This window comes from Streptomyces sp. NPDC007991, from assembly GCF_042958445.1.
GTDB lineage: Bacteria > Actinomycetota > Actinomycetes > Streptomycetales > Streptomycetaceae > Streptomyces.
Genome location: NZ_JBIBJD010000005.1, coordinates 470,335 through 489,714, shown reverse-complemented (window position 1 = coordinate 489,714; position 19,380 = coordinate 470,335). Strand labels below are relative to the sequence as shown.

The window sequence follows — 19,380 nt, the reverse complement described above, 5'->3', positions numbered from 1 at the left end:
CGCACACCTCTTGACGCACTCCGCCTCGCCAGCCCAATAATGATCGCCCACCGATCGTCCACATATCTAAACGACGTTCTCTGTTGTGTACGCGAGTGAACGCGGAGGCACAGTGACCGGTCCACGCTCATCCCGCAGTCGTCCGATCGTCGCGTCCCTCGCCGTCCTGCTCGCGGTCTCCGGCTGCTCGGTGGCCGGTGCCGATCCCATCGGAGGCGGCCCGGACACCCTGCGCATCGTCCTGCCCGAGGAACCGCCGACGCTCGAACCGTGTGACGCCTCGCTGACGGCGACGGGCCGGGTGACACGCGCCAACATCACGGAGGCTCTCACCGAGCGCGAACCGACCACCGGACGCCTGCAACCCGCCCTCGCCACCAAGTGGACCCGCGACTCGGCCACTTCGTGGACCTTCACCCTCCGCGAGGGTGTCACCTTCCACGACGGCTCGCCCTTCACCGCGGCAGCGGCCGCGTTCTCCGTCAAGCGCGCCACGGACTCGGGGATCGACTGCAACGTCGACGGCTACATCTTCGCGGACAGCGAGCTCACCGCCACACCCGTCGACGACACCACGCTCCGGGTCACCACGGCGAAGCCCGACCCGATCCTGCCGCTGCGCCTGTCCTTCGTCGAGATCGTGCCGACGAGCACCGACCCCGACTCCCGGGTCCGCGAGCCGGTCGGCACGGGCCCCTACCGGATCGACGAGTGGAACCAGGGCCGGTATCTGCGGCTCAAGCGCTTCCCCGGCTACTGGGGCGAGGCCCCCGACTTCGCCGCCGCCACGTATGTCTGGCGCGCCGAGGGCAGTGTGCGCGCGGCGATGGTGACGAACAACGAGGCGGATGTCGCGATCGGGCTCGCGCCGGAGGACGGGGCGGGCGACCGGGCCGTGGAGTTCGCCACCAACGAGGTCTCGTACCTGCGGATGGACGCCACCAAGCCGCCCTTGAACGACATCCGCATCCGGCAGGCCGTCAACTACGCCATCGACCGGGAGGGTCTGGTCACGGCTGTCTTCGCCGGCCGGCCCACCGGGCAGCTCGTGGCGAAGGGCGTCACCGGCCACAACCCGCGCCTGCGGCCGTGGCCCTACGACCCGGAACGCGCCCGGAAGCTGGTCGCCGAGGCCCGCGCCGACGGAGTCCGCACCGACACCACGCTCACCATCATCGGCCGCAACGGCATCTACCCGAAGGCCGCCGAGGCGATGGAGGTCGTCCAGGACGGCCTGATCAAGGCCGGGTTGAAGGTCAGGATCAAGATGCTCGACGTCAACGCCTGGCTGGAGTACCTGCTGCGCCCCTTCCCCGCCGGCGACACCGGCCCCACCCTGCTCCAGGCACAGCACGGCAACCAGGCGGGGGACGCCGCGTTCACCATGGGGCAGATCTACGGCAGCGAGGGCGCCCAGAGCAGCTACGGCACCGCCGCGCTCGACACGCTCATCGAACAGGCCGAGCTCGCCTCGGGCGGGAAACGGCAGGAGGCGTTCGCGGACGCGTTCGCCCACCAGAACGACAAGGTCGTACGGGACGCCGTCATGGCCAACATGACCGGCCTGCTGGCCCTCTCCCCCAAGGTCCGCTACCGGCCCGACCCGGCCACCAACGACGAGATGCGGCTCGCCGGCATGCGGCGCGCGGACTGAGGGAGGACATCACGTGCTGACCCTGCTGCGCCGCCGCGCGGTCTCCAGCGTCGTTCCGCTGCTCGTGGTGGTGCTCGGCGTGTTCTTCCTGGCCCGCCTCACCGGCGACCCCGCCAACCTGTATCTGCCGCTGAGCGCGACACCCGAGATGCGGGCCGAGTTCGCCGCCCGCAACGGCCTGGACGACCCGCTGATCACCCAGTTCGGCGACTACCTCGGCCAGGTCGCCCACCTCGACTTCGGGGAGTCGCTGCGCACCGCCCAGCCGGCGGGCGAAGCGGTCCTGCGGGCCTTCCCCGCCACCCTCCAGCTCGCCGGCTGGACGATGCTGCTCGCCATCGTGGGCGCCGTCGTCATCGGCAGCCTCGCGGCCTACCGCCCGAACTCGGCGACCGACCGGATCGCGAGCTTCCTGTCCTCCACGGCCGCCAGCGTCCCCGACTTCTGGATCGCCATCATGGGCGTGCTGGTCTTCGCGGTCACCCTGGGCTGGCTGCCCACCTCCGGCACGAGCGGCGCTGCGGCCTGGGTGCTGCCCGTGGCCACGCTGCTGATCCGGCCGTTCGGCGTGCTGGTCCAGGTGGTGCGGGGCGCCATGGTCTCCGCGCTGTCCGCCCCGTACGTGAAGGTGGCCCGCGCCAAGGGAGCCTCCGAGCCCCGGGTGGTCTTCGGGCACGCCCTGCGCAACGCGGCCGCACCGGCGCTGACCGTCGCGGGCGATCTGGCCGTGGGGCTGGTCAACGGGGCCGTCGTCGTCGAGACGATCTTCGGCTGGCCCGGTATCGGCAAACTCATGATCGACTCGGTGCTCCAGCGCGACTTCGCGGTGCTTCAGGCGGCCGTGCTCCTGACCGCTCTGGCGATCTTCGCCCTCAACATCCTGGTGGACCTCTGCCACGCGCTCGTCGACCCACGGGTACGGCAGCGGGCGGCGGCATGAGCCAAGGACGGGACATGCTTCAGAAAGCCACGACCGAGCCGGGCGCCACGACCGTACGGCGCCGGTGGTTCGCCCTGCTGCTCCGGGACCGGTTCGCCTGCGCGGCCGCCCTCGTCCTGGTCCTGGTCGCGCTGTGCGCCGTCCTGGGACCGCTGCTGGCCGGCGACCTGGCGACCCGTCAGAATCTGCGCGCCCCGGGTCGGCCGCCCTTCAGTCTCGACCACGGCTGGGCCTTCGTTCTGGGCAGCGACTCCCTCGGTCGGCCCGTCGCCGCGCGGCTGCTGACCGCGGCCGGGACGACACTGGCCGTGGCGGTGCCCGCCGTGCTGTGCTCGCTGGTGATCGGCTCGGTGTGGGGCATGTGGGCGGGATATCACGGCGGTTGGCGTGAGAACGTGTCGCTGCGGGTGGCCGATGTGATCCTCAGCTTCCCCTCCCTGCTGCTGGCCGTGGTGGTGCTGTACGTCTTCTCGCCGAGCGCGGCGAGCATCGTGCTGGTGCTGGCCGTCGCCCGGATCCCCGTGTACCTGCGCACGGCCCGGGCCGAGGCGGCGGAGTTGCGCAGCCGGCTGTTCGTGGACGCGGCCCGGACGTTCGGCACGGGCAGTTGGGCATCCATCCGGCGCCATGTCGCGCCGAGTGTGCTGCCGACGCTGCTCACCGTCGCCGCGCTCGACTTCTGCTTCGTGATGCTGGCCGAGTCGTCACTGAGCTTCCTGGGCATCGGCATCCAACCGCCCGATGTGAGCTGGGGGTTGATGGTGTCCCAGGGGCGGCAGGAGTTGCAGAGCGCGTGGTGGATCGCGCTGTTCCCGGGGCTCGCGATCGTCCTGACGACCGTCTCGGCGACCGTGCTCGCCTCCTGGGCGCGGATGACGACCGACCCGGGGCAGCGGTGGCGGGAGGGGGTCCGGCAAAGGGGGTGGCGTGCTCGCCGGCCGCGCCCGGCAACGCGTGGCTCCGCCGTCGCCGGGCCGGAACCGGCCACCGCTCCCGGCGGCGGGCGTCCCAGCGGCCCCGCACGGGCCACGGCGGCCGACGTCCTGGTCGTGGACGACCTGTCCGTCGACGTCCACACCCCGGCCGGGCCCGTCCACGTCGTCCGCCAAGTCGGCTTCTCCGTGCGGTCGGGCGAGACGCTGGCGCTGCTGGGCGAGTCGGGCTGCGGCAAGAGCATGACCGCGCACGCCGTCGCCGGCCTGCTCGATCCGGTCGCGGAGGTGGTGGGCGGGCAGGTGCGCCTCGACGGCGAGGACCTGCTCGGGCTGGGCGCCCGGGCCAGACGCCGGCTGGCCGGCCCCGGTGTGGCCATGGTCTTCCAGGACGCGCTCAGCGCGCTCAACCCCGTCCTCACGGTCGGCACCCAGCTCGCCGAGCCGTTCCGCATCCACGAGGGCGCGTCCCGGCGCGCCGCGAGGGCCAGGGCGGTGGAGCTGATGGAACGCGTGGGCATCCCGGAGGCCCGCTCCCGGGCGGACGCCTATCCGCACCAGTTCTCCGGTGGTATGCGTCAGCGGCTGCTGATCGCGACGGCCGTCGCCCTGCGGCCACGGGTCCTCATCGCCGACGAGCCCACGACGGCACTCGACGTCACCGTGCAGGCGCAGATCATGGACCTGCTCGGCGAGTTGCGCGGCGAACAGCGCACGGCGCTCGTCCTCATCACGCACGACCTCGGGCTCGCCGCCGAGCACGCGGACCGGGTCGCCGTCATGTACGCCGGGACGGTGGTGGAGACCGGGCCGGTCGCCGAGGTGTTCGGCAAGCCCCACCACCCCTACACCCAGGGCCTGTTGGCCTCCGTACCGGCCGAGCAGCACCGGGGCTCCCGGCTGAGTTCCATCCCGGGGAGCCCGCCGGACCCGGGCGCGCTGCCGGCCGGCTGTGCCTTCCGTACGCGCTGTCCCATGGCCCGGGAGCGCTGCGCCACCCACCGTCCGGCGCTGACCGGCACCGGAGCCGGCCGGGCCGCCGCCTGCCACTTCGGGAAGGAGCTGGCCGATGCCTGAGCACGCGGCACTGCTGGAGGCCACCGGCCTGGCCAAGAGCTTCACGGTCCGGCGGACCGTGCGAGGCGGCACCCGGCTGCGGGCACTGGACGGCGTGGACCTGACGCTGGGACGCGGGGAAACCCTGGGTCTGGTCGGCGAGTCCGGCTGCGGCAAGTCCACGCTGGCCAGGGTCCTGCTGCGGCTGGAGCGGCCCGACGCGGGCACCGTGCGGTACGAGGGAGTCGACCCCTTCGCGTTGTCGGGTGCGGAGCTGCTCGCCTGGCGCCGGAAGGTGCAGATGGTGTTCCAGGACCCGTTCGGTTCGCTCAACCCCCGTCTGTGCGCGGCGGATCTGATCGGCGAGCCCTGGCTGACCCACCGCGGTCTCGTCCCCGCGTCGAAGCGTGCGGCCCGCGTGGCCGGGCTGCTGGACATGGTCGGCCTGCGCCCGTCGGACGCGAGCCGTCACCCGCATGAGTTCTCCGGTGGCCAGCGGCAGCGGATCGGCATCGCCCGCGCCCTGGCGCTGGAGCCGGAGGTGATCGTCTGCGACGAACCCGTCTCCGCGCTGGATCTGTCGGTGCAGGCGCAGGTGCTCAACCTCCTGTGCGACCTGCGGGACGAGCTGGGACTGTCGTACGTGTTCATCTCGCACGACCTGTCCGTGGTGCGGCACCTCGCCGACCGGGTCGCCGTGATGTACCTCGGCAAGATCGTGGAGACGGGCCCGACGGAGGAGGTCTACGAGCGGCCGCGCCACCCGTACACGGAGGCGCTGCTGTCGGCGGCCCCCGCCCCCGTGGCCGGCGGCGGACGCACACGCCGGCGCATCCTGCTCACCGGTGAGATCCCCTCACCGGCCGACCCGCCGTCCGGATGCCGGTTCCGGACCCGGTGCCGGCGGGTGCGGGACCTGTGCGCCGAGGAGGTCCCCGCGCCGCCGCCCCCGGGGCCCGTGCACGGCGCGGCGTGCCACTTCCCCCTGGAGGAGACACCGCCGGTGACGGTGTGACGGAACGGTGTCAGTCGACGGCATCCACCAAGAACTCCTGGTCGCGGTCGTGGCCCTCGGTGACGCACAGCCGGGTGGCCAGGGCGGGCCGGATCGTGGACGGCCCTGGCGCCTGGCCGTCGGCACCCGTGGTCACGGCGGAGGCCGGGGAGGAAGGGAGGTGCGGCGCGGCCCCGGCCGCCCGCACCGCCGCGTCCCTCTCACCGTCCTCGGCGTCCTGACCGTCCTCGCCGGGCAGCAGCGCCCAGGCTCCCACAGCGGCGAGCAGCAGCACGGCGGTGGCGGTGGCGGCGAGGGTTCGCCGGCTTCCGACTCGGCCGGCGACCGGGACGGGGTTCACGCGGCGACCACCTCAGCCCGCGGCGGGGAATCCCGGCGCAGCGCGTCGGCGACGGTGCTGCGCGCGAGCACGTCCCCGCGCCGTTCCGCGTTCGCCTCCAACCGGCGGTAGGTCAGCCCGGCTTGTTCTGCCATCCTCGTCCCGCCCCGGGCGGCGGACCTTCCGGGATCCGGTCAGTTCAGGAGCTCCCGCACCAGCGCCGCGCACCACCACTGCTCCACTCGGTCGGGCGTCCACCCGCGTTCGCCGGTCAGCACGGTGTAGGCGTCGATGTTGCAGAGCGCCGCGTAGACGTCGACCGCGGACGGCACGTCGAGGCCGGGGCGCAGGACGCCGGCCGGCCAGGAGGAGAAGACCTGCACCCGGGTCTGGTCGCCGCGGACGCGGCTGTCCTGGTAGAGCGTGGCCAGCTCCGGCTCCGAGCGGCCCGCTTCCCGCACCAGCGTGATGACGTCACCGGCGCGTTCGTACAGGCGCCGGTCGTAGCGCGCCATCGCGGCGAGTTGCCGGGCGGGGTCCGTGGTGGGTGACTCCAGTTCCGCGATCAACTGCGGTACGTCGGCCGAGAGATCGGCCGCGTCGGCCAGCGCGCGGGTCAGTCCCGTCTTGTTCCCGTACGCCGCGTAGACGGTGGGCACGGACACGCCCGCCTCGCGCGCCACGTCCCGCACCGTCGTGGCCGTCCACCCGTGGGAGACGAACAGCTCCAGCGCGGCGCGGGCGATCTCCGCGCGGGTCTGCTGCGCCTGCGCCGTACGGCGCAATGAGTCGTACCGCCGCCGCCCCGGCTCCTCGCTCATGCCCCGGCCCTTCCCTTCGTTCACTTAACGCTGCTTATAATCAATATATGACACGTAAACAGCAACCGGGTGCTGCCCCGGCCGCCATGATTCCCGCCCCGGACTTCGCGCGGATCAGCGGTCTCGCCGCCCTGGGCTTCGCCTTCCTCATCGTCGCCGGGAACGTGGTCCTGGTCCCGGCCGGTCTGCCGCGCACGGGTGCCGGGATCGCAGAGGTGGACGGGTTCTTCCACGCGCACGGGGACCTGGTCGGCCTGGGCTCCGCGCTCACGCCCCCGGCCTGGATCCTGGCCACGCTGTTCGGCGCCGGAGCACTTCGTGTGCTGTGGCGGTCCGAGCGGGACCGGGGCGAGGCGTGGGCCCTGCTCGGGTTCGCCGGTCTGGTCCTGCAGAACGCCGTGTTCGCCGGGGTCATCGCGATCCGGCTGGCGCTCGCGTCGACGGCCGCGGACGGTATCGGCGCGGACCCGAGCCTCTGGGCGCTGCACGACGCCCTGTTCACCCTCAACGGCACCTTCCTGGCGCTCGCGCTCGTCGGCTTGTCCGTCGGCGGCCTGCGCGCAGGGCTGATCCGGCCGTGGCACGGCAGATGGGGGCTGGTGGCGGCGGTGCTGCTGTTCGGCTCGGCCGCGCTCGCCCCGCTGGTCATGGACCGGACCGGCCCGCTCGGTCTGCTGGGCCTCGTCGGCTGGCTGATGTGGGTGGTGTGGATCGTCGTGTACGGCGTCGTCCTGATGCGCGCACACCGGCCGTGGGCCCGCCGGGCCGCCGTTCAGTGACAGCACCCGTCGGCCGGCTGAGGACCGGGCGGCGCGGTGCCCGGGCGGCACAGGCACCACGCCCGGATCGGGACGCCGGCCGGCGCGGTCGCCGTCTTGAGCTGCTGGGCCACGAGCGCCGCCTCGGCGGTCTTGCCCGTCCGGAGCAGGCACTCGTTGGTGAGGGTGCCGGCTGAGTACACACACATCCCAGAGGGCACACACCGTCGTGGGAGGCGAACACCCGGGCGTTCGACCGTGGGCACCTTCGCCACTGGGCTGGCAGCGGCCAACTCCCCCTCTCTAGGATGTACTTCCTGTCCAGCCAGTCCGTTGGCGCGGCACCACGCAGGGGGAACGATGCACTCCGAGAAGCAGTTGTCCACCGAGATCGACGCGAACGTGCCGACGGCAGCGCGCATGTACGACTACTACCTGGGCGGCAAGGACAACTACGCGGCCGACCGTGCCGCGTGCGAGGAACTCGACAAGGTCGTGCCCAGCACGCGCCGCCTGGCCCTGAACAACCGGCGCTTCCTCCAGCGGGTCGTGCGGACGCTGTCCGAGGACTACGGCATCCGGCAGTACCTCGACCACGGATCCGGCCTGCCGACGCGGGACAACGTGCACCAGGTCGCCCAGCGCATCGACCCCACGACCCACGTGGTGTACGTCGACAACGACCCGATGGTGCTGGTCCACGGCCGGGCGCTGCTGGAGCAGGACGAGCGCACCAGCGTCATCCACGCGGACATGCGCGAGACCGACCTGATCTTCGACCACCCCGACACCATGCGGCTGATCGACTTCTCCGAGCCGGTGTGCGTGCTGTTCAACTCGGTGTTCCACTGCATCCCGGACAGCGACACCCACGGGCCGCTCGCGGTGGCCCGCCGGGTCCGGGAGCGGCTCGCGCCCGGCAGTTTCATGGTGATGTGCCAGTTGGTCAGCGAGGACCCGGAGGTCCGTGCCTTCGTCACGAACTTCATGGACCAGGCGACCCAGGGGCACTGGGGCCGTGTGCGTGAGGAGAAGGACGTCGCCGCCTACTTCGACGGTCTGGAGATCCTGGAGCCGGGGCTGGTGGAGGTGTCCAAGTGGCGTCCGGACACCGAGGTGGCGCCCCGTCAGCTCACGCACGAGTGGATCGAGTTCGGCGGTGTGGGGCGGATCCCGCTGGAGAAGTGACGCAGGTGCCGCGCGCGGAACACGGGTCGTCCCGCGCACGGCATTCGCGCGTCAGGCGTAGCGCTGCTCCATCGTCCTGCGCAGCAGTTCGAGGGAGTCACGGGGCTTGAGCGCCTCGTCCGCGAGGCGGTCCAGCGCGATCCGGTACTCCTCCGTCTCGTCGCGGTCCTCGAGGAAGTTCGCGCTCTTGATGTGCTCCAGATAGACCACGTCGGGCAGGTCGAGGCCGCCGAAGCGCAGATACGTGATGGGGATGGCCGGCGCCGAGGCGTTCGTGACGTTCAGCGGGACGATCTGCAGGGTCACGTTGGGGCGTTCGGCCATCTCCACGAGGTGCGCGAGCTGCTCCCGCATCACCTCGATGCTGCCCAGGACGCGCAGCAGCACGGACTCGTCGATGACCGCCCACAGCTGCGGCGCGTCCGGCCGGAACAGCAACCTTGCCCGGTGCCGGCGGAGTTCGACGCGCCGCTCCACCTCACCGGCCGGAGCGTTCGGCAGGCCCCGCTCCACCACGGCCTTGGTGTAGGCGGGTGTCTGCAACAGGCCGGGTACGTACTGGATCTCGAAGGTACGGATCGTGGCGGCGGCCTCCTGGAGTCCGACCAGCCGGTCGAACCACTCGGGCATCAGCCGCTTGTCGTACCGCTGCCACCAGCCCGGGTCGCCGGCGCGCTGCAACAGCTTGAGCAGCACCGAGGCCTCGTAGGCGTCGGTGCCGTACAGACTGAGCAGCGCGCGGACGTCGTTCTCCGTCGGCGGGCGGCGGCCCTTGCCGGACTCGATGCGGGACAGTTTCGCGGCACTGAAGCCGACAGCGCGCGCCGCCTGGTCCTGGGCGAGCCCGGCGTCCTCACGGAAGCCCGCCAGTTGCACGCCGACCAGCATCTTCAGCAGAGTCGGCGCAGGCTCTGGCCTGTCCAGGTAGGGTTCCAGACGGGAGATGCGATGCGACGCGGCGGACATCCTGACTCCCAGCAGACCGGCACAAGGGCGATTTACACTATCGCACTCAGCCGGGCGTGCCCGCATCCCTCGGTTGCCCCACGAAAGTGGCAAGTTGGGCTCCACTCACCGCGCGGGCTTCACAGCAGGTGGTCGAACTCGCCGTCCTTCGCCCCGGCCAGGAACGCCGCCACCTCCGCCGCCGTGTAGACGAGCGCGGGCCCGTCGGGGTCACGGGAGTTGCGCATCGCGATCCCGCCGTCGACGAGAGGGGCGACTTCGACGCAGTTTCCCTCGGCGTTGCTGTGCCGGCTCTTGATCCAGCAGGCGTCCAACGAGCTTGCCTGCACTCCGTTCTGCACTGGTGGCACCGCGGTCTCCTTGCTGCTGCTCTGGTTCACGTCACGGCTTGCGTACCCAACACGGCTTGATTCTCACGCAATTTCGCGTGCAATTGCACGCGACCGCCGTCAGCGTGGATAATAGCCGCGGCGTCAACCCCTTTGCCGACGCCGCGTCCTGACCTCGCATCGGGGAGCTGCCGTGTCATCAGCTGTGCACCACGTGCTCCGGCCGCCCAGCGAGGCTGCGGCACACGCGGTCGCACCCGCCACGAGCACCGGTTTCCCGCCCGGCCCGCCCGCGGTGCCGCCGTACGAGGCGCTGCCGTACGGGACCCCGCCCCCGCTGCCGGAGACGATGCCGCAGCCCTCCGGGGCCCGGTCCGCCTCGGCCGCCCTGCGCGTCGAGTGCAGCAGGGAAGGGTTCGCGCGCGCCCGGTCCTTCACCCGCGACACGCTGCATTTCTGGTCACTCGACCACCGCTGCGACGACACGACCCTCGTCATCACCGAACTCGCCGCCAACGCCGCGACGCACGCGGCGCCGGGGACGGCGGGCGCGACCGGTGCGCCGGCCGCGCCGGAGATCCGGCTCGGATTCCTGCTGGACCCCACGCACCTGCTGGTCACCGTCTCCGACCCCGACGACCACCCGCCCGTGTACGCCCCGACCGGTCCCGCCCTGGCGGAGCACGGCAGGGGCCTGGGCATCGTCGACGCCCTGTCCGAGGAGTGGGGCTGGACGCCCTGCCCTCCGGCGGGCAAGACGGTCTGGGCCAGGTTGTCGACCTGTCCACCCATCTGACACGACTGCCGCGGAAAGGCCCCTAGCCATGCGCAGCGCTTCGACGGAACACCCGAGCAGCGAGCGCCCCCAGCGCCCCGACGCCCCGTCCGGGGTCGCCACGACCACGCCGCTCACGGCCCTGGACCGAGTGTCCTGGGGCGACATCCAGGACTCCACCGGTTCGGCGGCGGCCATCCCCCTCCTGCTCAACGACATCGCCTGGGGTGACGCCGACACGGCCCGCTCAGCCCTTGAGGACCTGCGGAGGCGGATCTGCCAGTTCGGCTTCGTCGTGGAGCAGGCGACGGCCGCCACGGTTCCCTTCCTGTGGGAGCTGGCGAAGCTGCCGCAGGTGACCTGCCGTGCCCAGATCATCCAGCTGCTCAAGAGCATCGCCGACGCCCGGCAGTGGGAGAGCACCGCCGCCGTCTACCCGAAGCTGCTGAACCACCGGGAGAACCCGGTGGTGTGGGAGCGCGCGGCCCGCCAGGCGGTGCGGGCCCGGCGCGCCGAGCTCGGCCGGCTGATGGCCGACGAGAACACGGAGATCGCCCGGGCCACGACGGAGCTCGCCCGGTCCCTGGGTGCCTGACGGTATTCGGGTGCCGCGGCGCCCAGAGTCGTGACGAAACGGTGAGGGCCCCCTGTCACCATGGGTGACGCCCCTCGCCTCGCGCGGCCGGGCAGTGTAGACATGGCACATGGTCCGACTCTTGGGTCGATCCGCGACTCGATCGCCCCTGCGGCCCGGCGCTGCGCCGTTTGCTCGGCGGCGGCGGGAGCCGGGCGCGTCGCGGTGGCATCCGATGGCGGGGCTGCGGTCGGCGCTGGGCGGACGCAGCGTCGCCGGACAGGTGTTCCTGCTCGTCGTGGTGATCGTGCTGCTGCTGGTGGTGGCGGCCGTCGTGGCGCTGGTCCTGCAAGTGCGGCACGACACGACCCAGGAAGCCCGCAACCGTTCCCTCGCCGTCGCCGAGACCTTCGCCAACGCGCCGGGCATGGTCGGGGCGCTGAAGAGTCCCGACCCCACGGCGGTGCTCCAGCCGCGCGCCGAGGCCGCCCGTGAGCAGTCGAAGGTCGACTTCATCGTCGTCATGAACACCGACGGGATCCGCTACACCCACCCCAAGCCGGACCGCATCGGCAAGAAGTTCGTGGGGGCCATCGCGCCCGCGCTGGCCGGAGGGACGGTGACCGAGGAGATCGACGGCACCATCGGCCACCTGGTGCAGGCCGTGGTTCCGGTGAAGGCACCGGACGGGCGGGTGGTGGGCCTGGTGTCCGCGGGGATCACGACCGAGCACGTCGGCGGGACCGCCGACCGTCAGCTGCCGCTCGTGCTGTCCGCCGCGGCGGCCGCGCTCGCCCTGGCGACGGCGGGTGCGGCGCTGGTGAGCCGGCGGCTGATGCGCCAGACGCACGGGCTCGGTCCGCACGAGATGACCCGGATGTACGAACATCACGACGCCGTGCTGCACGCCGTCCGGGAGGGCGTGCTCATCGTCGACGACGGGGGCACCCTGCTGCTCGCCAACGACGAGGCGCACCGGCTGCTCGGCCTGCCCGCCGACGCCGAGGGCCGGCACGTGCTCAGCCTGGGGCTCGACCCCGGCACCGCCGAGCTGCTGGCCTCCGGGCGCGACGCCACGGACGAGGTGCACCTCGTCGGGGACCGGCTCCTCGCCGTGAACCAGCGCACCACCGACCGTGCGGGCGTCCCGCCCGGCAGTGTCGCCACGCTCCGCGACTCCACCGAGCTGCGCGCCCTGTCCGGCCGGGCCGAGACCGCGCGGGAACGGCTCAACATGCTGTACGACGCCGGGGTGGGCATCGGGACGAGCCTGGACGTGACCCGTACGGCCGAGGAGCTGACCGAGCTGGTGGTGCCCCGGTTCGCCGACTTCGCCACCGTGGACCTGTTCGACGCGGTCCTGGGCGGCGGACAGCCGGACGCGGCGACCGCGCTCAGCCGTGCGGCGCTCACCGGAGTCCGCAAGGACGCTCCCCTCTACCCCGTCGGCGAGCGCATCAGGTTCGTCGAGTCCTCTCCGCAGGGCCGCAGCCTCGACACCGGCCGGCCCGTCCTGGAAACCCGGCTGAGCGAGGCCCCCGGCTGGCAGGCACAGGACCTCGAGCGCTCCGCGCAGGTCGTGGAGTACGGCATCCACTCCCTGATCACCGTGCCGCTGCGGGCCGGCTCCCTGCTGCTCGGCGTGGTCAGCTTCTGGCGCTGCGAGAAGCCGGAGCCCTTCGACACGGACGAGCTGACCCTGGCGGAGGAGCTGGTCGCGCGGGCCGCCGTCTCCATCGACAACGCGCGCCGCTACACCCGCGAGCACAGCATGGCGGTGACGCTCCAGCGCAGCCTGCTCCCGCGGAACCTGCCCGAGCAGGAGGCCCTGGAGATCGCCTACCGTTATCTGCCCGCGCAGGCCGGGGTGGGCGGCGACTGGTTCGACGTGCTGCCACTGTCGGGCGCCCGGGTCGCGCTCGTGGTCGGGGACGTCGTCGGCCACGGGCTGCACGCGGCGGCGACCATGGGGCGACTGCGCACCGCGGTGCACAACTTCTCCGCCCTCGACCTGCCGCCCGACGAACTCATCGCCCTGCTGGACGAGCTGGTCGGCCGTATCGACCAGGACGAGACGGAGGAGGAGGGCAGCGCCCCGGTCACCGGCGCGACCTGTCTGTACGCCGTGTACGACCCCGTCTCCCGGCGCTGCACCGTCGCACGGGCCGGGCATCCGCCGCCGGCGCTGATCCATCCCGACGGCAGTGTCGAGTTCCCCGACGTGCCCGCCGGTCCCCCGCTCGGGCTCGGCGGTCTGCCGTTCGAGACGGCGGAGCTGGAGCTGGCGGAGGGCAGCCGCCTCGTCCTCTACACCGATGGGCTGGTCGAGGACCGGGAGCGCGACATCGACGTCGGTCTCGACATGCTGCGCGAGGCGCTGGGCCGGTCCGGCCAGTCCCCGGAGGACACCTGCCGCACCGTCCTCGACTCGCAGCTCACCGCCCGCTCCAGCGACGACATCGCCCTGATCGTCGCGCGCACCCGGGCACTCACCCCCGACCGGGTCGCCGAGTGGCCGGTACCGGCCGACCCGGCGGCCGTGGGCGAGGTACGGGCGGCGGTCTCCCGGCAGCTGGCGCAGTGGGGGCTGGACGAGCTGGCGTTCACCACGGAGCTGATCCTGAGCGAGCTGGTCACCAACGCGCTCCGGTACGGCGGCGGCCCCATCCATGTCCGGGTGCTGCGCGACCGCAACCTGATCTGCGAGGTGTCCGACAGCAGCAGCACGTCGCCGCGTCTGCGGTACGCGACGATGACGGACGAGGGCGGGCGAGGGCTGTTCCTGGTCGCGCAGCTCGCCGAGCGCTGGGGGACGCGCTATCTGCCCGCCGGGAAGGTGATCTGGGCGGAGCAGCCACTGCCGTGAGCGGGCCATAAGGCCGCCTACGCCCGGCCATAAAGTCGCCTTATGAGCTCATAGACCGGACCCGCGTACCAAGTTAGGCATGCCTCAGTTTAGGCTTCACGGCGAGATCACTTGTCGCCGCTCGAAGGGAACCTGACCATGCCCCGCCCCCTGCGGGTAGCCATCGTCGGATCCGGCCCCGCCGGGATCTACGCCGCCGACGCCCTGCTCAAGTCCCAGGTGGCCGCCGAACCCGGCGTGTCCATCGACATCTTCGAGCGCATGCCGGCGCCGTTCGGACTGATCCGTTATGGCGTCGCGCCCGACCACCCGCGGATCAAGGGCATCATCACCGCCCTGCACCAGGTGCTCGACAAGCCGCAGATCCGGCTCTTCGGCAACGTCGACTACGGCACCGACATCAGCCTGGATGACCTGCGGGCGTTCTACGACGGCGTGATCTTCGCCACGGGCGCGATGGCCGACCGGGCGCTGTCCCTCCCGGGCATCGACCTCGACGGCTCCTACGGCGCCGCCGACTTCGTGTCCTGGTACGACGGCCACCCGGACGTGCCGCGCACCTGGCCGCTGGAGGCGGAGAAGGTCGCCGTGCTCGGCGTCGGCAACGTCGCGCTCGACATCGCGCGCGTCCTCGCCAAGACCGCGGACGAGTTGCTCCCGACGGAGATCCCGCCGAACGTCTACGAGGGCCTGAAGGCCAACCGGGCCAAGGAGATCCACGTGTTCGGCCGCCGCGGGCCGGCGCAGGCGAAGTTCAGCCCGATGGAACTGCGGGAGCTGGACCACTCCCCCAACATCGAGGTCATCGTCGACCCCGAGGACATCGACTACGACGAGGGCTCGATCGCGACCCGGCGCGGCAACAAGCAGGCCGACATGGTCGCCAAGACCCTGGAGAACTGGGCGATCCGGGACGTCGGCGACCGGCCCCACAAACTCTTCCTGCACTTCTTCGAGTCGCCGGTGGAGATCCTGGGCGCGGACGGCAAGGTCGTCGGGCTGCGCACCGAGCGCACGGAACTCGACGGCACCGGCAATGTCAAGGGCACGAGCACGTTCAAGACCTGGGACGTCGACGCCGTCTACCGTGCCGTCGGCTACCTGTCCGACAAACTCCCCAAGCTGCCCTGGGACCTCGACTCCGGTACCGTCCCCGACGAGGGTGGCCGGGTCGTGCAGGAGACCGGCGAGCACCTGCAGTCCACGTACGTCACCGGCTGGATCCGGCGCGGCCCGGTGGGCCTCATCGGCCACACCAAGGGCGACGCGAACGAGACGGTGGCCAACCTGCTGGACGACTACGCGAACGGCCGACTGCACACACCTGCCTCCCCCGGCCTCGAGGCCGTGGACGCGTTCCTCGCCGAGCGGAACATCCGCTTCACCACGTGGGACGGCTGGTACCGGCTGGACGCCGCGGAGAAGGCACTGGGCGAGCCCGAGGGGCGCGAGCGCGTGAAGATCGTCGAGCGTGCGGACATGCTGCGGGCCAGCGGCGCCTGAGCTCACATACACCCCGAAGGGCGGGTCCGGTGGAAGGTCACCGGACCCGCCCTTATGCGTGCTTGAACCGTGTACGATCTGGACGTTTCACCGAACCATCACATCGCCTTCACTAGAAGGCCATGCAAGGGGGGACGAACGTCCATGCGCATACGCCTTGTCGCGGCCACGGCCGTCGCTGCCGGAACACTGACCGCCCTGGCGGCGGTTCCGGCCCAGGCCACCGAGTACGACTCCGCGCTGAAGATCCGCGGTATCCAGTACGACGCTCCCGGGAGGGACTCCAACCGCTGCTCGACGGGGAACACCGACGAGGAGTACCTGACCATCAAGAACTACTCGCGGTCGACGACGGTGAACCTCAAGGGGTACGTCGTGAAGGACGCCGCGGGGAACAGGTTCACCTTCACCGCGAGTCACACCCTTCAGCCGGGTGACTACGTGAAGCTGCGCGGCGGCAACGGCACCGACTCCGACGCGAGGAACGTCGTGTACCGCGACAACTGCAACTTCATGTGGAACAACGACAAGGACACGATCTACGTGTACAAGCCGTCCGGCAGCCGCGCCGACGTGCACTCGTACACCCAGAGCGGCTCCGACAAGGACCGCAACGGGTACATCACCTTCCACGGCTGAGCCTTTTGCCGAACCGGCAACAGGCTTGGTGTGCGTCGCGGCGGGCGCTGCATGATCGATGGACCGAGCGCCCCTTTCGGAACGCGGGAGGATCCATGCCGCAGACGTCCGCCGTCGACCACACCCATCGCCTGGTGCCTTCACCGGCCGGCCGCCTTCACCTCGTCGAACAGGGTGAGGGGCCGCTGGTCCTGCTCCTGCACGGATTCCCCGAGTCCTGGTACGCCTGGCGCCACCAGTTGCCGGCCCTGGCCGCCGCGGGCTACCGCGCGGTGGCCGTCGACGTGCGCGGCTACGGGCGTTCATCCCGGCCCGCGGAGGTGGACGCCTACCGGATGCTCGAACTGGTGGCCGACCATGTGGCCGTCGTGGAGGCGCTGGGCGAGCGGTCCGCGGTGCTCGTCGGGCACGACTGGGGCGCGACCATCGCCGCGACGTCCGCGCTGGTCCGGCCGGACGTGTTCCGCGCGGTCGCGCTGCTGAGCGTGCCCTACACCCCGCCCGGCGGTCCGAGGCCCAGTGAGGTCTTCGCGCGGATGGGCGGCGAGGAGGAGTTCTACGTCTCCTACTTCCAGGAGCCCGGCCGGGCCGAGGCGGAGATCGAGCCCGATGTGCGTGGCTGGCTCGCGGGCTTCTACGCGGCGCTGTCCCCGGACACGATGCCGGAGGCCGACCCGCATTTCGTGGCGCGCGGTGGCCGGTTGCGCGACCGCTTCCCCGTGGGCCGGCTGCCGCACTGGCTGAGCGAGGCCGATCTCGACGTCTACGCCGGGGAGTTCGAGCGCACGGGCCTGACCGGCGCCCTGAACCGCTACCGGAACATGGACCGCGACTGGCAGGACCTGGCGGACTTCGCCGGCGCCCCCGTCACACAGCCGTCGCTGTTCATCGGCGGCGGCCTGGACGCGTCCACGACCTGGCTGTCCGACGCGATCGCCGCGTACCCCACCACGCTGCCCGCACTGACGGCCTCTCACATCCTCGACGGCTGCGGCCACTTCCTCCAGCAGGAGCGTCCCGCCGAGACCAACCGGCTGCTGACCGAGTGGCTGAAAGGTCTCCCGGCCTAGGTTTTCGGGCTGGGCAGCCAGCGGTCGAGATAGGTGCCCAGGGCCGTGAGGTCGGTGCCTCGGGCGACATAAGCCACGTATCCGTCGGGTCGGACGAGGGCGTGGGTGGTGCCGGGCCAGGGGCTTTCCGTGCCGAGGCGGTGGACGTCGACCAGGTCGTGCGGCGGCGGGATCTCGGGCCAGGATCCGGTGAGCAGGAGGTGGTGGCCCGGGCCGGCGGTGCGCTGCTGGAGGCCGCGGGGGACATCGGGGAGCCGGTCGCCCGCCCGGGGGCCGCGCGCCGGCCGGTCCGGTGCTGTGGCGGAGAGGGGGCCGCGACGGTAGTGGATGCCTAGCTCGGACACCGTGCGGAAGAGTCGTTCGCGGGGTCCGGTCACGCGCGGGAGCAGCGGAGCCAAGAGCGGGGCGAGGCGTGTCCGGGCCAGCCGCAGGGCCGGGTGGCTGCTCGTGCCGACGGTGAACGCGCGGTCGGTGAGGCGCCGTACACGGTGGCCGACCGGGGCCCGCTCCGCCTCATAGGTCTCCAGCAACTCCTCCGGCGCTGCCCCGCGGCAGACGTGGGCGAGTTTCCAGCCCAGGTTGAGCGCGTCCTGGATGCCGGTGTTCATGCCCTGTCCCCCGGCCGGGCTGTGGATGTGCGCGGCGTCTCCCGCGAGGAAGAACGGGCCCTTGCGGTAGTGGGCGGCGCCGCGGTCGTGGATGCGGAACGTCGTCGTCCAGACCGGGTCCCGCAAGGTCAGCCGGTCGGCCGTCCAGTCGTCGGCGATCTGCTGGAGGAGGTCCGGTGTCACCTCGTCGGACCGGGCTCCCGGCGGGCGCATGGCGATCATCCGCCAGGTGGCCGGGGTGCCGAGCGGGAAGAAGAACAGCAGGCCGGAGGCGGTCATGTAGGTGTGTGCGGCGCCCGGCTCCAGTCCGTCGACCTCCAGGTCGGCCAGCAGGAACGTCTGGGGATAGGCGTGCCCCTCAAAGGCGATGCCGGCCCGGTCGCGCACGGTGCTGTGGGCGCCGTCGCAGCCGATGACGTAACGCGCCCGCACCGTCTCCTCGCCACCCTCCCCACGGCGCAGGCGGCAGGTGACGTACTCGCCCTCCGGCTCGGCGCTCACCAGCTCGGTGCCCCGCTCGACGGTGACGTCCCGCGCGGCGAGACCGGCCGTGAGGACCGCCTCCGTCTCCGACTGCGGGAGGAAGAGCAGGAAGGGGTACGGCGTGTCGTCGCAGCCGACGTCGAACACCGGCACGCGCAGCGTGCGGCGGGGCAGGTGCAGGTGCAGCCGGACCGACGCGTTCCCCCGGGCGACCAGGTCGTCCGTCACGCCGAACCCGGCCAGCATCTCCAGGGTGCGGGGCTGGATGGCCGGGGCGCGTGACTCCCGGGCACGGTCCAGGGAGCGGTCGACGATCCGGAACGGGGTGTCGTACGCGCGGAGCTGTGTCGCGAGTGCGAGTCCGGTCGGGCCCGCGCCCACCACGAGCACGTCCAGGGGTGCCGTCATGGGACCAACCGTAGGCGCCGCCTCCCGGCCGTGCCGGGGCCCTCCGCGACGTGCCCGTGGCGGAGGGCTCCCGTCCGGTGGTGCCGGCTCAGACCTCCAGGTCGGTTTCGATCCGGCGGAGCTGGTGGCGGGCCATCGCCAGGTTCGCGCGGCTCGCGTCGAGCACCAGGTACAGGAACAGTCCGCTGCCACCGCGTCCCTTGAGCAGCCGGATGAGGTGGTACTGGGAGTTGAGGGTGATCAGGATGTCCTCGATCTCCTCCTTCAGGCCCAGGAGTTCCATGGTGCGCAGCTTGGCCCGCACGACGTCGGTGTTGCCGGCGGCGGCGACTTCCAGGTTGAAGTCCTTGCTGCCGCCGAGGGTGCCGAGCGCCATGCCGCTGGTGTAGTCGACGAGTGCCACGGCCGTCGCTCCGTCGATGGAGCTCAGGCATTCCTTCAGCGCGGTCTCCGTGTTGGCCATGCGGGCGGTTCCT

The 19,380-nt window shown here is 71.8% G+C and carries 20 protein-coding genes; 12 read left to right on the top strand and 8 right to left on the bottom strand.

All coding sequences use genetic code 11. The features are described from left to right. Positions 1-112: 112 nt before the first annotated feature. From ACFZDA_RS16840 to ACFZDA_RS16825, 4 genes are read left to right on the top strand one after another with little or no spacing between them, the layout of a single operon-like run. On the top strand, positions 113-1,654 hold the full coding sequence (locus ACFZDA_RS16840) for an ABC transporter substrate-binding protein (protein ID WP_391081290.1): 1,542 nt from the start codon (positions 113-115) through the stop codon (positions 1,652-1,654). A 13-nt stretch (positions 1,655-1,667) separates the two neighbouring features. Then, positions 1,668-2,594, top strand: a complete 927-nt coding sequence (locus tag ACFZDA_RS16835; protein WP_391081288.1) for an ABC transporter permease subunit — start codon at positions 1,668-1,670, stop codon at positions 2,592-2,594. Between the two features lie 14 nt (positions 2,595-2,608). Then, entirely contained in the window at positions 2,609-4,603 is a 1,995-nt protein-coding gene (locus ACFZDA_RS16830) for an oligopeptide/dipeptide ABC transporter ATP-binding protein (RefSeq protein ID WP_391081285.1), read from the top strand. After that, positions 4,596-5,597 (top strand): oligopeptide/dipeptide ABC transporter ATP-binding protein, encoded by a 1,002-nt coding sequence (locus ACFZDA_RS16825; RefSeq protein ID WP_391081283.1) that lies wholly within the window; start codon positions 4,596-4,598, stop codon positions 5,595-5,597. The genes ACFZDA_RS16830 and ACFZDA_RS16825 overlap by 8 nt, the downstream gene beginning before the upstream one ends. Positions 5,598-5,607: 10 nt before the next feature. On the opposite strand, the gene ACFZDA_RS16820 is transcribed toward ACFZDA_RS16825, so the two are convergent. Genes ACFZDA_RS16820 through ACFZDA_RS16810 form a run of 3 tightly spaced genes read right to left on the bottom strand, consistent with a single transcriptional unit; the run spans position 5,608 to position 6,737 of the window. Then, the gene (locus tag ACFZDA_RS16820) at positions 5,608-5,937 is read right to left on the bottom strand and encodes a hypothetical protein (RefSeq protein ID WP_391081281.1); all 330 of its coding nucleotides are present in this window, start codon (positions 5,935-5,937) and stop codon (positions 5,608-5,610) included. Beyond that, a complete protein-coding gene (locus ACFZDA_RS16815) occupies positions 5,934-6,071 on the bottom strand; it encodes a hypothetical protein (protein ID WP_391081278.1) in 138 nt (45 codons plus the stop codon). Before ACFZDA_RS16815 ends, ACFZDA_RS16820 begins: the two co-directional genes overlap by 4 nt. Positions 6,072-6,110: 39 nt before the next feature. After that, a complete protein-coding gene (locus ACFZDA_RS16810) occupies positions 6,111-6,737 on the bottom strand; it encodes a TetR family transcriptional regulator (RefSeq protein ID WP_391081274.1) in 627 nt (208 codons plus the stop codon). A 47-nt stretch (positions 6,738-6,784) separates the two neighbouring features. Between ACFZDA_RS16810 and ACFZDA_RS16805 the strand changes: the two genes are divergently transcribed. Then, on the top strand, positions 6,785-7,516 hold the full coding sequence (locus ACFZDA_RS16805; protein WP_391081271.1) for a 2-oxoglutarate/malate transporter: 732 nt from the start codon (positions 6,785-6,787) through the stop codon (positions 7,514-7,516). On the opposite strand, the gene ACFZDA_RS16800 is transcribed toward ACFZDA_RS16805, so the two are convergent. Beyond that, a complete protein-coding gene (locus ACFZDA_RS16800; protein WP_391081268.1) occupies positions 7,510-7,698 on the bottom strand; it encodes a hypothetical protein in 189 nt (62 codons plus the stop codon). The two genes, ACFZDA_RS16805 and ACFZDA_RS16800, sit on opposite strands and share 7 nt — an antisense overlap. A 157-nt stretch (positions 7,699-7,855) precedes the next feature. Here ACFZDA_RS16800 and ACFZDA_RS16795 point away from each other — a divergent pair, with 157 nt between their 5' ends. Continuing rightward, a complete protein-coding gene (locus ACFZDA_RS16795) occupies positions 7,856-8,683 on the top strand; it encodes an SAM-dependent methyltransferase (RefSeq protein WP_391081265.1) in 828 nt (275 codons plus the stop codon). A gap of 51 nt (positions 8,684-8,734) precedes the next feature. On the opposite strand, the gene ACFZDA_RS16790 is transcribed toward ACFZDA_RS16795, so the two are convergent. Both ACFZDA_RS16790 and ACFZDA_RS16785 read right to left on the bottom strand, forming a co-directional pair. Beyond that, positions 8,735-9,649, bottom strand: a complete 915-nt coding sequence (locus tag ACFZDA_RS16790) for a Scr1 family TA system antitoxin-like transcriptional regulator (protein ID WP_391081262.1) — start codon at positions 9,647-9,649, stop codon at positions 8,735-8,737. Positions 9,650-9,768: 119 nt separating this feature from the next. Then, positions 9,769-9,999, bottom strand: a complete 231-nt coding sequence (locus tag ACFZDA_RS16785) for a DUF397 domain-containing protein (RefSeq protein WP_037673508.1) — start codon at positions 9,997-9,999, stop codon at positions 9,769-9,771. 172 nt (positions 10,000-10,171) lie between these two features. Between ACFZDA_RS16785 and ACFZDA_RS16780 the strand changes: the two genes are divergently transcribed. The 6 genes from ACFZDA_RS16780 (at position 10,172) to ACFZDA_RS16755 (ending at position 17,405) form a co-directional block, all read left to right on the top strand. Then, on the top strand, positions 10,172-10,774 hold the full coding sequence (locus ACFZDA_RS16780; protein ID WP_391081258.1) for an ATP-binding protein: 603 nt from the start codon (positions 10,172-10,174) through the stop codon (positions 10,772-10,774). A gap of 28 nt (positions 10,775-10,802) precedes the next feature. Further along, positions 10,803-11,348 carry a hypothetical protein gene (locus tag ACFZDA_RS16775; RefSeq protein ID WP_391081255.1) on the top strand — a complete coding sequence of 182 codons (546 nt, stop codon included), beginning with the start codon at positions 10,803-10,805 and terminating at the stop codon, positions 11,346-11,348. Positions 11,349-11,562: 214 nt separating this feature from the next. Then, the gene (locus ACFZDA_RS16770) at positions 11,563-14,193 is read left to right on the top strand and encodes a SpoIIE family protein phosphatase (RefSeq protein WP_391081252.1); all 2,631 of its coding nucleotides are present in this window, start codon (positions 11,563-11,565) and stop codon (positions 14,191-14,193) included. A 138-nt stretch (positions 14,194-14,331) separates the two neighbouring features. Continuing rightward, a complete protein-coding gene (locus ACFZDA_RS16765; RefSeq protein ID WP_391081249.1) occupies positions 14,332-15,696 on the top strand; it encodes an FAD-dependent oxidoreductase in 1,365 nt (454 codons plus the stop codon). 144 nt (positions 15,697-15,840) lie between these two features. Next, positions 15,841-16,335, top strand: a complete 495-nt coding sequence (locus ACFZDA_RS16760) for a lamin tail domain-containing protein (protein WP_391081246.1) — start codon at positions 15,841-15,843, stop codon at positions 16,333-16,335. Positions 16,336-16,430: 95 nt separating this feature from the next. After that, a complete protein-coding gene (locus ACFZDA_RS16755; RefSeq protein WP_391081243.1) occupies positions 16,431-17,405 on the top strand; it encodes an alpha/beta fold hydrolase in 975 nt (324 codons plus the stop codon). Here the strand turns inward: ACFZDA_RS16755 and ACFZDA_RS16750 are convergent. After that, the gene (locus ACFZDA_RS16750) at positions 17,402-18,904 is read right to left on the bottom strand and encodes an FAD-dependent monooxygenase (RefSeq protein WP_391081240.1); all 1,503 of its coding nucleotides are present in this window, start codon (positions 18,902-18,904) and stop codon (positions 17,402-17,404) included. The genes ACFZDA_RS16755 and ACFZDA_RS16750 overlap by 4 nt on opposite strands. An 88-nt stretch (positions 18,905-18,992) precedes the next feature. Then, positions 18,993-19,367, bottom strand: a complete 375-nt coding sequence (locus ACFZDA_RS16745; RefSeq protein WP_010038159.1) for a hypothetical protein — start codon at positions 19,365-19,367, stop codon at positions 18,993-18,995. Positions 19,368-19,380: the final 13 nt, after the last annotated feature.

Bases quoted from the DNA above. Each gene is read 5' to 3' on its own strand.
- ACFZDA_RS16755 (WP_391081243.1), top strand. From the start codon at position 16,431: ATGCCGCAGACGTCCGCCGTCGACCACACCCATCGCCTGGTGCCTTCA.
- ACFZDA_RS16830 (WP_391081285.1), top strand. From the start codon at position 2,609: ATGCTTCAGAAAGCCACGACCGAGCCGGGCGCCACGACCGTACGGCGC.
- ACFZDA_RS16760 (WP_391081246.1), top strand. From the start codon at position 15,841: ATGCGCATACGCCTTGTCGCGGCCACGGCCGTCGCTGCCGGAACACTG.
- ACFZDA_RS16775 (WP_391081255.1), top strand. From the start codon at position 10,803: ATGCGCAGCGCTTCGACGGAACACCCGAGCAGCGAGCGCCCCCAGCGC.
- ACFZDA_RS16745 (WP_010038159.1), bottom strand. From the start codon at position 19,367: ATGGCCAACACGGAGACCGCGCTGAAGGAATGCCTGAGCTCCATCGAC.
- ACFZDA_RS16750 (WP_391081240.1), bottom strand. From the start codon at position 18,904: ATGACGGCACCCCTGGACGTGCTCGTGGTGGGCGCGGGCCCGACCGGA.
- ACFZDA_RS16805 (WP_391081271.1), top strand. From the start codon at position 6,785: ATGACACGTAAACAGCAACCGGGTGCTGCCCCGGCCGCCATGATTCCC.
- ACFZDA_RS16795 (WP_391081265.1), top strand. From the start codon at position 7,856: ATGCACTCCGAGAAGCAGTTGTCCACCGAGATCGACGCGAACGTGCCG.
- ACFZDA_RS16815 (WP_391081278.1), bottom strand. From the start codon at position 6,071: ATGGCAGAACAAGCCGGGCTGACCTACCGCCGGTTGGAGGCGAACGCG.
- ACFZDA_RS16790 (WP_391081262.1), bottom strand. From the start codon at position 9,649: ATGTCCGCCGCGTCGCATCGCATCTCCCGTCTGGAACCCTACCTGGAC.
- ACFZDA_RS16825 (WP_391081283.1), top strand. From the start codon at position 4,596: ATGCCTGAGCACGCGGCACTGCTGGAGGCCACCGGCCTGGCCAAGAGC.
- ACFZDA_RS16810 (WP_391081274.1), bottom strand. From the start codon at position 6,737: ATGAGCGAGGAGCCGGGGCGGCGGCGGTACGACTCATTGCGCCGTACG.
- ACFZDA_RS16770 (WP_391081252.1), top strand. From the start codon at position 11,563: ATGGCGGGGCTGCGGTCGGCGCTGGGCGGACGCAGCGTCGCCGGACAG.
- ACFZDA_RS16765 (WP_391081249.1), top strand. From the start codon at position 14,332: ATGCCCCGCCCCCTGCGGGTAGCCATCGTCGGATCCGGCCCCGCCGGG.